This is a genomic window from Xanthomonas sp. NCPPB 2933 (assembly GCF_056725225.1).
The window spans coordinates 1-12366 of the sequence record NZ_CM161518.1 but is presented as its reverse complement, the minus strand read 5'-3'; the positions used below and the strand labels follow the sequence as shown (position 1 = coordinate 12366).

Sequence of the window (12366 nt, the reverse complement as noted above, 5' to 3'; positions counted from 1 at the left end):
GCTTACTGCCCCTTCTCTTTGGTCGCGACGAAGCCGATGTCCAACATGCCCTGACCCTGCGCGATCTTGGTGATCTCGTTGATCGTACGCATCTTGGTCGTGCGGTCGCCACGCAGGTTGAGCGGCGGTTGCGGTGTCTGCTGTGCGGCGGTGGACAGGCGCGACTCCAAGGCTTCCTTGGAGACCGGCTCGTCGTTCCAGTACAGCGACCCGTCTTCCTTGACGGCCAGGGTGATCGGCGCGGCACGTTTCTCCGGCTCTTCCTTCTGGACCAGGTTGGCCTCGGGCAGCTCCACCTTGACCTTATGGGACATCAGCGGTGCCGTAATGATGAAGATGATCAGCAGCACCAACATCACGTCCACGAGGGGCGTCACATTGATGTCGGCCATCGGGCCACCGCTGTTTCCACTACTGAAGGCCATAACGGGCTCCGTCTAAATCGTTGCGAAGTCGTTCTTTACTACGGATTAGCGAACGCGCGAACCAGTGGCGAAGAAGTCGTGCAGGTCGTGAGCGAAGGTGTCGAACTTGGCGATCACCGAGCTGTTGACCTTGGAGAAGAAGTTGAACGCGAACACCGCCGGGATGGCGACGAACAGACCGATCGCGGTCATGATCAGCGCTTCACCCACCGGGCCGGCAACGGCGTCGATGGAAGCCGAACCGGTTGCACCGATCTTAATCAGCGCGCCGTAGATGCCCCACACGGTACCGAGCAGACCGACGAACGGTGCAGTCGCACCGACGGTGGCGAGCAGGGTCATGCCGGACTGCAGACGGGTGCTTTCGCGGGTCACGGCCTGACGCAGGGCGCGATCGACGAACTCGGAACGGCTCAGGCTCTCGCCCAGACCGCCGGCGCTGGTGCCTTCGGCACGCTGGTGGTGAGCGGCAGCCTGGGCTGCGTCCAGCGCGATCTTGGAGAACGGCTCGGAAGCGGGCTGCTCTTCCATGGCGCGGATGGCGTCCTGTGCATTCGGGGCATCCCAGAACGCGGTGGTGACGCGGTCAGCCGCGCTCTTCAGACGGGTGGCGCGGAAAATGTTGATGACGGTCCAGTACCAGGAGGCAGCGGACATGGCGATCAGGGTGATCAGAACGACCCAGGACACGGCGAAGTCGCCGGGCTGAGAGGTCATTTCGGTGATCAGATGCTCGAAGCCCATCTGCGAAAGAGCGGCCGACGGATTGGAGCCCCCTGCAGCGGCGGCGATAAAGAATTCCTGCAGCATGACGCTTACCTTTGTTGTGTGTGGTGATGAAGGGTGGAGCGAAAGGAAGACAGGATCCTGGGCCGGCCGTAGCCGGCCCGTGGATCAGTTCAGAGCAAAGTTGACCGGGACGCGGACACGTCCGGCGGCTTTCTGCCCGTTGACGGTGGAAGCATTGAACTTCCACTTGCGTGCTGCGTCCATCGCGGCACGGTCAAGGTCGCGGTTGCGGCTGGACTTTTCGACCGACACATTGGTCACGTTGCCGCTTGCATCCACATCCACGATCAGGATGACCTCACCTTGTACACCGGCACGGAATGCAGCCGGCGGATACTTCGGCGGGTTCATGTTCTTGGACGAGATATCGACACTGGCGCCGATGTCATTCGGCGGTTGCGGCGGAGACGGTGGGCTCGGCGGCGTGACGATATCGCTAGGACGGGGTTCGGGAACGTCGACTACCGGAGCTTCCGGCGGCGGCGGAACCGGTGACGGCTTCGGCGGCGACAGATTCTTGACCGGCGGCGGCGGCTTGTCTTCCGGCGGCGGCGGCGGCGGCGGCGGCGGGGGAGGAGGCGGTGCATCCACCAAGGTGACCATGGTGGTGCGCTCCTTCTCAGCCGGAGCCTTCGGCGCCACTGCAGGGATCAGCAACATCATCAGTGCAGTGAGGTGCAAAGCAATTACAAACGCGATGCCGATAATGCGGGCCCAGCTCAGACCCTGGTTCCCGGCATCATAGTCATGCCTGTGGATAACGAGTTGTTCCGTCATGCGCCAATGGCTCTTTCAGTGGGGGCCCCGGATCACGGTGATGATCCCCAGGTTTTCGGACGGCTTTGACACCGCAGGAACTCCCAAGCTTATACCAATCCCGAGTCCTGTAACCACTAAAAACACAGGGATTTCGGGGGTTTATTTTCTTTTTTACTTCAGGTTGATGATCTTCTTTGCGTCTTCAGGTTTTTTGACGCCTTTGGCGATCGCCTGCTGGGCAGCCTGCTTGGCTTCGGGGATACGCCCTTCCGAATGCAGCACCTTGGCCAGATTCAGATAGGTCTCGCCGTCCTTGGAAAGTGGTGCGGCTTTCTGCCAATTCTCGACTGCTTTGGGCACGTCCTCGCTGTAGTAATACGACTGCGCCAACGCGAGGTATGTCTGATAATCAGGCTTGAGGATGCCTTTTTGCATACCTTCGTTGATGACAGCGATGACGTCCTTTTCCTTGTTCTCGGTGTTGGCGTAGATCGAGTACAGCTGCTTGTACTCCTTCTCCTCGGTCAACTGCCCGGCAGCGCGCAGCTTGTCCATGACGGCTGCGGCCTTGTCCATCTGGTCGGCCTGCATATACATGCTGGCCAGATTGAGCTGGGCCTTTTTGTCGTTCGGCGTCTTGGCGGCGATCGCCTCGGCGGTCGCGACGGCCTCACCGGTCTGGCCGGCCTCGGCGTAGGCAGCCATCAACAACTGGTTCCACGTGTCCTTCGGCTCGGGCGAAGCGGCGATGGCCTGCTTCAGCACCGGAATCGCCTCCTTGTACCGCTCGGCCTGATACAGCGCCTGGCCCTTGAGGATCAGATCTTCCGGGCGCTGCGACTTGCTCTCGTCCAGGTACTTGTCCAGCGTGGCCAGACCTTCGGCCTGCTGGTCGTCCTGCATCTGCAACTGCGCCAGCATCAGCATCGACTGGAACTGGCCGTTGTTGTCCAGCGCATTCAGACCGATCGCCTGCTGCAGGTATTTCTTGGCAGCGGCGGTGTCGTCGGTGTTGTACGCGGCCTGTGCAGCAAGCTGCGCGGCCAGCGCCTTGTCGGCTTCATTGGCGGCGGAATTGGCCAGGATTTCATCGGCCTGGGTGCGCACGCCAGGGTAGTCCTCACCCTTGTTGAAGGTTTCGATCAACTTCTGCAGCTTGCTGCCCAGCTTGGACGAGGGCTTGATCGTCGGCGCGGCGCGGGTGGACTGCGGGTACAGCTCTTCGGCCTTGCCGCTGCTCTTGGACTTGCGGCTGGCACGCTCGGACGAGCGGTCCGACTGCGCGACCGCATCGGCGACGACAGCCCCGCCCAGCGACGCGGCGATGAACAGGGACAACAGGGCTTGCTTGCGCTTGAGCAGTTTCATGATTCACCTCGGACGAGCCGCCGTCGGGCGGTACGAAAAGCGGAATGGAAGCTGTACGAAAAATCTGAGCCGGCAAACTTAGCAGAAAGTCTCAGTTCCCGAAAACGGTTTCCATGCTGTGTTGCGATATTCGGTACGTATCAGGGGCGGTTTCAGCCACAGCGTGGCGCTCGGCCGTCTTGTCGCGCCTGCTTGTAGACCGGCTCGAGCTGATTGACGTCGGCCTGCAGTTCGCGGATGCGATTGGCCGGATCGGGGTGAGTGGACAGCCATTGCGGCTGGCGGTTGCCACTGGCGGCCATCATGTTCTGCCACAGCGTGACCGCCTGGGCAGGGTCGAAGCCGGCCTGCGCCATCAGGCGTTGTCCGACCACGTCGGCCTCGCTCTCCTGGGTGCGCGAGCCAGGCAGCAGGAACACCGTCTGCGCGGTCATCCCGCCGACCTGGTTCACCGCGCTGGCTGCGCCATCGCCGTAGGCCGCGCCCGCCAGCGCGCCGATGATGCCCAGGCCGGTCTGCGCACCGAGCTGGCGGGTGATGCGCTCTTCATGGTGGCGCGAGATCACATGCCCGATTTCATGACCGAGCACGGCGGCCAGCTGATCCTGGGTCTTGGCGACGGTGAAGATACCGGTGTTCACGCCGACCTTGCCGCCGGGCAGCGCGAACGCATTGGCTTCATCGTCGACGAACAGCGCGGTTTCCCACCGGGTTTCTCGCCATTGCGGCGGCAATTGCGCCACCAGCGCATTGACCACGCACTGCACGTAGGCGTTCTGCTTGCCGTCGGTGCTGACCTTTTCCTTGGCCTTGGTCTGCGCAAACGACTCCGCGCCAAGTTTGTCGAGTTGGTCTTGCGTGACGCCTCCCACCACCTGTCGGCGGCCGGTCGGCGAAGTTGTGGTGGCACATGCCGTCAACGTAAGGACGGCAACAACGATCAACAGCCTGGCTTTCATTCAATCCCCCTGGAACCCTGGGGGCATTTTGGCAGGCTCGTCTTAACTTTTCGTCAAACGGGTCAGCCGACCCCGAAAAAGTACAGCGCGGCCAGGGCTGTTGCGTTGTTGATGCCGTGCGCGGCGATGGGTGCCCACAGGGTGCCGGTACGCCAATACAGCCACGCGAATGCCGCACCCATGCTGCCGTAGATCAGCCACAACTGGGCGATGGCGGCCGGGCCGTTGCCGCTGATGCCGGGCACTTCATGCACCAGCGCGAAGATCGCGCTGCTCAGCGCAATGCCCAGCCACGGGCGCCCGGCGGCCAGCAGGCGGCCGAACAGCACGCGCCGGAACAGCAATTCCTCATACGCCGGGGCGATGACCACGGCGAACACCACCAGCGCCAACGGCCATTGCTTGATCGCTTCTTCCATCAGCGGCAGGTTGGTCGGCACCGGTTTGATGCCCAGCGCCGATGCCGCGACGCTGACCAGATTGCTCAGCACGAACACGGAGACGGCGATCAGGCCGGTCCAGCCCCAGGTCGAGGCACGCCGCGTGGCGGCACGCGAGGCGGCCTGTTCGCCGGCGGTGGCCCGGCGACGCCAGTAGTACAGCAGCATCGCTGGCGTGGCGGTGCTGACCAGTGCAGTGAGCAACTGCACCAGCACGCCGGGTTGACCGATCGCGGCCATGATCTGCGCAGAGGAGGGCGTCAGGCCCTGCGCTTTGGCCGCCTGCACATGGCTGAAGCCGCGTACCGCCCCCCACAGCGCAAAGCCGGCCACGCTGAGCGTCAGCAGCAGGCCGGTGGCGATCAGCACGTCGATCCAGAAGCCGAGCAGTGCGGGAAACAACCGGGACTTGCCGGCAGCGGAGGCCGGAACCGGGGTCGTTGGAGAATCTGCGCTCATCGTCGTCCTGCGAAAAACCGCGCCCGCGCGCGCATCGCCAAGGCGACGCGCGCGCGTACGACGGAAGGCTCAGATATCCAGGTTGGACACCTTCAGCGCGTTGTCCTCGATGAAATCGCGGCGCGGTTCGACCACATCGCCCATCAAGGTGCTGAAGATCTGATCGGCGGCCACCGCGTCTTCGATGCGTACCTGCAGCAAGCGACGCGTATCCGGGTTGACCGTGGTTTCCCACAGCTGCTCGGCGTTCATTTCGCCCAGGCCCTTGAAGCGCTGCACCTGGCGGCCCTTCTTGGCCTCTTCAAGCAACCAGGCATGCGCCTGCGCGAAGCTGGTGATCGGGTGGGTCTTGTTGCCACGCACGATCTGCGCGCCTTCGCGCACCAGACCATCCAGCGCCAGCGCCACCTCGCGCAACGGACGCAGTTCGCCGCTTTCGAATGCGCCCATCGGCAGCACCTGGGTGAATTCCTCGCCCATGTGCTTGCGCACCGCCACCAGCGTGGCGGAGGTGCTGTCGGTGGCCGGGTCGAAGCGCAGCTGGTAGCGCGCCGTGCCTAGGGTGCCGCGGTTGAGCACCGCCTGCAGCTTGTCCAGGGTGGGGTGCTGGTCGCCTTCGGCCTGCAGCTTTGCCACATCCAGCGGCGGCAGGTCGATCAAGGCGGTCATCAGCGCCGGGTCGTAGCGGTGCGCATTGCGCGCGATCGCTTCGTTGGCACCGGTGAACAACATCAGCAATTTTTCCAGCGCCTCGCCGGTGATCGGCGGCTCATCGGTGGCGGGGATCAGCGCCGCGCCCTCGACCGCGTTGCTGGCCAGGTAGGCGTTGAGCGCCGCGTCGTCCTTGAGATACAGCTCGCTCTTGCCCTGCTTGAGTTTGTACAGCGGCGGCAGGCCGATGTAGATATAGCCGCGCTCGATCAGCTCCGGCATCTGCCGGTAGAAGAACGTGAGCAGCAGGGTACGGATGTGCGAGCCGTCGACGTCGGCGTCGGTCATCAGGATGATGCGGTGGTAGCGCAGCTTGTCCGGGTTGTACTCGTCGCGACCGATACCGGTGCCGAGCGCGGTGATCAGCGTGCCAACCTGGTCGGAGGCCAGCATGCGGTCGAAACGCGCGCGCTCGACGTTGAGGATCTTGCCGCGCAACGGCAACACCGCCTGGTTCTTGCGGTTACGGCCCTGCTTGGCCGAGCCACCTGCCGAGTCACCCTCGACGATGAACAGTTCTGACAGCGCCGGGTCCTTTTCCTGGCAGTCGGCCAGCTTGCCCGGCAGACCGGCGATGTCCAGGGCGCCCTTGCGGCGGGTCAGATCGCGCGCCTTGCGCGCGGCTTCGCGAGCACGCGCGGCGTCGACGATCTTGCCGGTGATGGCCTTGGCTTCGTTCGGGTTCTCCTGCAGGAACTCCTGCAGACGCGCACCGAAGGCGTTTTCCACCGCCGGACGCACGTCAGAGCTGACCAGCTTTTCCTTGGTTTGCGAGGAGAAGCTGGGGTCGGGCACCTTCACCGACAGCACCGCGATCATGCCTTCGCGCATGTCGTCGCCGGTCAGCGCGACCTTGGCTTGCTTGGCGATGCCGTTCTGCTCGATGTAGTTGCTGAGCACGCGCGTCAGCGCGGCGCGGAAACCGGCCAGATGGGTACCGCCATCCTTCTGCGGGATGTTGTTGGTGAAGCAGTACATGGTTTCCTGGTAGGCGTCAGTCCACTGCAGGGCCACGTCTACCACGATGCCGTTGTGCTCGCCGGTCACCGAGATCACATTCGGGTGCAGCGGCGACTTGAGCTGCGCCAGATGCTCGACGAAGCTGCGAATGCCGCCTTCGTAATGGAAATCGTCGCGACGGCCTTCGCCACGTTCGTCGATCAGCGCGATCTTGACGCCGGAATTGAGGAACGACAGCTCGCGCAGACGCCGCGCCAGGATGTCGTAATGGAACTCGACATCGCTGAAGATCGCCACGGCCGGCTTGAAGCGCAGCGTGGTGCCGCGCTTGGTCGAGGCTTCCAACTGCTTGAGCGGGTACTGCGGCTCACCCAGCGCGTATTCCTGCTGGTAGTGGAAGCCGTCGCGCCAGATGTCCAGCCACAGGTGCTCGGACAGCGCATTGACCACCGACACGCCCACGCCATGCAGGCCGCCGGAAACCTTGTAGCTGTTGTCGTCGAACTTGCCGCCGGCATGCAGCACGGTGAGGATGACCTCGGCCGCCGACACGCCTTCTTCCTTGTGGATATCGACCGGTACGCCGCGGCCGTTGTCCGACACGGCGACCGAGCCATCGACCAGGATCTTGACCACGATGTCGTCGGCATGGCCGGCCAGGGCCTCGTCGACCGAGTTGTCGACCACCTCGAACACCATGTGATGCAGGCCGGTGCCGTCATGGACATCGCCGATGTACATGCCGGGGCGCTTGCGGACGGCTTCCAGGCCACGCAGCACGGTGATCTTGCTGGAATCGTAGGTGCTGTTGGGTGTGGTCGGGGTGTTTTGATCTTCGGTCATGCGCGTGCCGTTAGCTCCACAACACGGGCGAGGGCGGCAGGAGCCGCTTCGCGCCGTGGGAAAAGGGGGATAGCGCACAAATTATACCAGTCGGCCCACGTGTGCCGTGGTTGCTTACGCCGACGCGGCTTGAACGGCGATTTGCCCGTGTTCCACGTGGAACCGATGGAGCAGTTCGCCTGCGTCTGCAAGCCCCGGCGGCATTTCGGTCGCGGTGATGAGTACCTGCGCAGGCGCCGAGGCGAGCCGCTGCAAGACGCGCGCCTGGTGGTGTCGATCCAGCTCAGAACCCAGATCGTCCAATGCAATCACCGGCCATTCGCCCCGTTCGTGGGCGAAATCTTCCGCCTGCGCCAGCAGACAGGCGAGGGCAGTCAGCTTGGCCTGGCCACGCGAAAGTGCATCCTTTCCCGGCAGCGCGTCGAATGCAGGCGTCCAGTCGGCGCGGTGCGGCCCTTGCGAGGTATAGCCATTCTGGCGGTCGCGCTCCCGTGCCAACAGCAACGCGTCGGCGAGCGAGACCTCATGGCGCTTCCACCCCGGCGCGAACGTCAGCGCAGACAGCCCTAGCGAGGGGGCGATCGCGGTTGCAACGGGAATCAGACGTTCCTGCAGGCGATCCAGGTAGCGAAGGCGCCGCGACGTCAGGGTTTCACCGGATTCGGCGAGCTCGTGATCCCAGGCATCGAGCATGCGCGGCGGTGCGCCCTGCTTGAGTAAGGCGTTGCGCTGCTTGAGCGCACGTGCATAACGCCGCCATAGCGCCAGGAAGTCAGGTTCCACGTGGAACAAGCCCCAGTCAAGGAAGCGTCGGCGTGGTTCGCCACCGCCGCTGATCAAGACATGGCTGCCCGGCTCAAACGTCACCACCGCCAGAGCGGCACATAACGAGCCCAACTGCGCGACATCTTCCCCATCCAGCCGGCCGGTCCATTCCTGGCCGCTATGGCGCAGACCTGCGCGACGCGAGCGTTCGCTGGTCTCGCCGCTGCGCTCGCGCCATTCCACGAACAGTTCCAGATCTTCGGCGCCTTGCTGGATCAGCCCATCGCGCACCCGCCCACGGAAACTGCGGCCATAGGCCATCAAATGCAGCGCCTCGAGCACACTGGTTTTGCCGGCGCCGTTATCGCCGGTAAACAAGTTCAAGGAACTGGCGGGATGAAGCTCGACGGTCTGGAAACGACGAAGTCGATGAATGGACAACCGCACAACGTGCATCGATCGGTTTGCTCTGAGCTAATCCGGCGTCCCGGTCGGGGCGCAGGATACGTGATCGCTGCCGATTCCGTGCAAACGCCTGTGAAAGCCGGGCAAGGACAGGCAGGGGATAACGTGTGGATAAGTTCGAGGCTCAGGAGCGCCCTTTAGCTTATCCACAGGTTACAGACCGGTAAATAGGGCTGAAAACACAGGGTTTCGAGACCTAAAAATCTCATTGAAACAATAACTTAAGGTAGTTTTCGGCGAAATCTGGCCCTACCATCACCACCAAGCTCTTAAGTTATTTCTAGATTTAAAAGCAAAGCCAGATGTGCATAAGTCAAAAACGTACTTGAAATGCCCACAAGATCGGACGATGGAAGACACCGGTTCGCCTCAGCCGCCGATGTTCCTGATAGCCCGAAAGTGAACTTGTTCAGATTTAAGGCGCAGATGTCATCTTGCTCTTAACCGCGATTGGCCGACGGCGCGCTGTTACAGGCCGAGCACTAACTCCTTAAGCACGACCTAACCCTCACCGTTGGCAGCCTCGCTTCAGAATGCGGTGCACCACCGACATCGGACAGGCACCCAACTGCGACGCGGCAATGAAACGAGAGTCGCTGCAGACCAGGATCCCTTTGTTTTCGATAGTCCGATACAGCACCGGCTTCAGGCGTGCTGTCCTCAAAACAAAAAAAGCCCGGCATTGCCGGGCCTCTCGTGTTCCACGTGGAACGACGTCAAAGACGCAGCGGCATCACCACATGACGCGACTTCTCGCTGCTGGCTTCACGCACCAATGCAGACGAGTTCGCATCGCGCAGCTGGATCACTACATGCTCGTCGCGCAACGCGGAGAGGGCGTCGAGCAGGTAGTTGACGTTGAAGCCAATCGCCAGGTCGTCGACCTTGGTATCGGCCTCGATCTCTTCCTGCGCTTCTTCCTGCTCGGGGTTGTGCGCGCTGATCTTGAGCTGACCGGGAGAGACTTCCACACGCACGCCGCGGTACTTCTCGTTCGACAGAATTGCAGCACGCTGCAGCGAGGCACGCAGCGCTTCACGGTCAACCTTGACCTCACGATCGGCGCCAATCGGAATCACTGCCTCGTAATCCGGAAAGCGGCCATCGATCAGCTTGGAGGTGAAGGTCACATCGCCGCGCTTGACCCGGATATGGCTGCGACCAACTTCCAGCTCGACTTCGCGATCCGCCGCCTCCAGCAAGCGCAGCAATTCGGTGACGCCCTTGCGCGGCACGATGATCTGGCGCTTGGCGCCGCCGGCCTTCTCCAGCTCCATTTCGCACAGCGCCAGACGGTGGCCATCGGTGGCCACACAACGCAGCAGGCCGTCGCGCAAATCGAACAGCAGGCCGTTTAGGTAATAGCGCACGTCCTGCTGGGCCATGGCGAACGCGGTGCGCTCGATCAGCTCCTTCAACCCAGCTTCCGGCACCACCACACGCTCGGTAGCCTCGACTTCATCCACCGACGGAAAGTCATTGGCAGGCAGCGTAGCTAGCGTGAAGCGGCTACGCCCAGCCTGCACGGTGACCTTGTCGCCAGTCTGCGAGATGGTGACGCGGCTGCCGTCGGGCAGGGCGCGCAGGATGTCGAACAACTTGCGGGCCGGGATGGTGGTTTCGCCGTCCTGCGCGTCTTCCACCATCGTGCGCGAGATCATTTCCACTTCCAGGTCCGTGCCGGTCAACGAGACCTGCCCGTCCTTGACCTGCACCAGCAGGTTGGCCAGAACAGGCAGGGTTTGACGGCGTTCGACCACATTGACCACTTGGGCCAACGGTTTGAGGAAGGCTTCGCGCTGCAGTGTAAAACGCATGTGGTTCCGTGCCCCTATGCTTTAAAAGATAATGGAATAAATCAAAAGCTTGGTGGTGATGGTAGGGCCGTTTTCAGCGGATAACCACCATAACTGTTTGTTTCCAAAGACATTTCAGCGCTTGAAAGTCGTTGGACTAGTGCCCCTGGTCTAGCGGTAAAACCTGTGGATAGTTTTTCGCTCGAACCGCGACGCAACGTTATCCACAGATTCTCCCGCATTTGACCCCAACGTTTCCACGCTTTTCTCCAAGCGGGCCGTCAAGGGACGCAACGGCTCACTCGCTGAGCTTGCGAATCAGCTTTTCCCAGTCCTCGCGCAGCTTGCCGTCGGCTTCCATCAGCGTGCGGATCTGCCGGCAGGCATGCAGCACGGTGGTGTGGTCGCGGCCGGCAAAGGCGTCGCCGATCTCCGGCAGGCTGTGTTCGGTGAGCTCCTTGGCCAGCGCCATCGCCACCTGGCGCGGACGCGCCAGCGAGCGGGTGCGCCGCTTGGAGAGCAGATCCTTCATCTGCAGGCCGTAGTAGTCCGCCACGGTCTTCTGGATGTTGGGGATGCCGATCGCCTGCTGCTGGGCGCGCAGCAGGTCGCGAAGCGTCTCCTGGGCGAATTCCACGGTGATCGAGCGCCCGGTGAAGTTGGCACGCGCCACCAGGGTGTTGAGCGCGCCTTCCAGGTCGCGCACGTTGGAGCGCATCTTCTTGGCGATCAAAAACGCCACGTCGTCCGGGATGTCGGCGCCGCGCTCGCGCGCCTTGGCCAGCACGATCGCCGCGCGGGTCTCGAAATCGGGCGGATCGATGGCCACCGACAGGCCCCAGGCCAGGCGCGACTTCAGACGTGGCTCCAGGCCCTCGACTTCGCGCGGATAGCGATCGCAGGTGAGGATGATCTGCTGGCGACCATCGAACAGCGCGTTGAAGGTGTGGAAAAACTCCTCCTGCGTGCGGTCCTTGCCGGCGAAAAACTGGATGTCGTCGATCAACAGCGCATCGATCTGCTGGAACTGGCGCTTGAACTGGTCCATCGCCTTGTCCTGCAGCGCCCGGATCATCGCGCTGAAGAACTGTTCCGAGCGCAGATACATCACCTTGGCAGCCGGATTGGCCTGGCGCAGCGCATTGCCGGCAGCGAACATCAGGTGGGTCTTGCCCAGGCCGGTGCTGCCGTACAGCAACAGCGGGTTGTGCGCACGGTCGCCTGGCTTCTGCGCGGCCTGGATGGCCGCGGCAAGACCGAGCTGATTGCTGCGGCCTTCGACGAAATTGGCGAAGGTGTAGTGCGAATCCAGGTTGCCGGCAAATGGCACGATCGGTGCGGCAGCCGGTGCACTGGGCGCGGCCATCGGCGCCGGCAACGGGTCTGGCGCACGGGGACGCGAGCCGACCGCCAGCGCTACTTCGCCATTGCCGACGAAGTACGCCACCAGTTCACGGATGCGCGGCAGATAGCGCTCACGGACCTGGTCGACGATGAAGGCATTCGGCGCGTACAGCACGATGCTGTCGCCGCGGTCTTCGGCTTGCAGGGGTTTCAACCAGGTGTGGACGTCTTCGGGCGGGAATTCAGCTTCGAGACGTTCCAGACAGCGGGGCCAAGCATCCAT

Annotated in this window: 10 protein-coding genes; all 10 read right to left on the bottom strand. The window is 62.7% G+C overall.

The window, feature by feature from the left end; translation table 11 throughout:
- Positions 1-2: 2 nt before the first annotated feature.
- The gene (locus AC1PLU_RS00050; protein ID WP_023901932.1) at positions 3-425 is read right to left on the bottom strand and encodes an ExbD/TolR family protein; all 423 of its coding nucleotides are present in this window, start codon (positions 423-425) and stop codon (positions 3-5) included.
- 45 nt (positions 426-470) lie between these two features.
- Positions 471-1235, bottom strand: coding sequence for a TonB-system energizer ExbB (gene exbB, locus AC1PLU_RS00045; RefSeq protein WP_006451798.1), 765 nt, complete (start codon positions 1233-1235; stop codon positions 471-473).
- Positions 1236-1319: 84 nt separating this feature from the next.
- A complete protein-coding gene (locus AC1PLU_RS00040; protein WP_006451797.1) occupies positions 1320-1991 on the bottom strand; it encodes an energy transducer TonB in 672 nt (223 codons plus the stop codon).
- 153 nt (positions 1992-2144) lie between these two features.
- Positions 2145-3341 (bottom strand): tetratricopeptide repeat protein, encoded by a 1197-nt coding sequence (locus tag AC1PLU_RS00035; protein WP_023901931.1) that lies wholly within the window; start codon positions 3339-3341, stop codon positions 2145-2147.
- Between the two features lie 152 nt (positions 3342-3493).
- Complete coding sequence (locus tag AC1PLU_RS00030) at positions 3494-4300, bottom strand: M48 family metallopeptidase (RefSeq protein WP_006451795.1); 807 nt, start codon at positions 4298-4300, stop codon at positions 3494-3496.
- Positions 4301-4362: 62 nt separating this feature from the next.
- Positions 4363-5199 (bottom strand): CPBP family intramembrane glutamic endopeptidase, encoded by an 837-nt coding sequence (locus AC1PLU_RS00025; RefSeq protein ID WP_481094693.1) that lies wholly within the window; start codon positions 5197-5199, stop codon positions 4363-4365.
- Between the two features lie 69 nt (positions 5200-5268).
- Positions 5269-7713, bottom strand: a complete 2445-nt coding sequence (gene gyrB / locus AC1PLU_RS00020; RefSeq protein WP_006451793.1) for a DNA topoisomerase (ATP-hydrolyzing) subunit B — start codon at positions 7711-7713, stop codon at positions 5269-5271.
- A gap of 114 nt (positions 7714-7827) precedes the next feature.
- Entirely contained in the window at positions 7828-8934 is a 1107-nt protein-coding gene (gene recF / locus AC1PLU_RS00015; RefSeq protein WP_481107319.1) for a DNA replication/repair protein RecF, read from the bottom strand.
- A 725-nt stretch (positions 8935-9659) separates the two neighbouring features.
- A complete protein-coding gene (dnaN, locus tag AC1PLU_RS00010) occupies positions 9660-10760 on the bottom strand; it encodes a DNA polymerase III subunit beta (protein WP_006451791.1) in 1101 nt (366 codons plus the stop codon).
- Between the two features lie 277 nt (positions 10761-11037).
- The gene (gene dnaA, locus AC1PLU_RS00005; protein WP_006451790.1) at positions 11038-12366 is read right to left on the bottom strand and encodes a chromosomal replication initiator protein DnaA; all 1329 of its coding nucleotides are present in this window, start codon (positions 12364-12366) and stop codon (positions 11038-11040) included.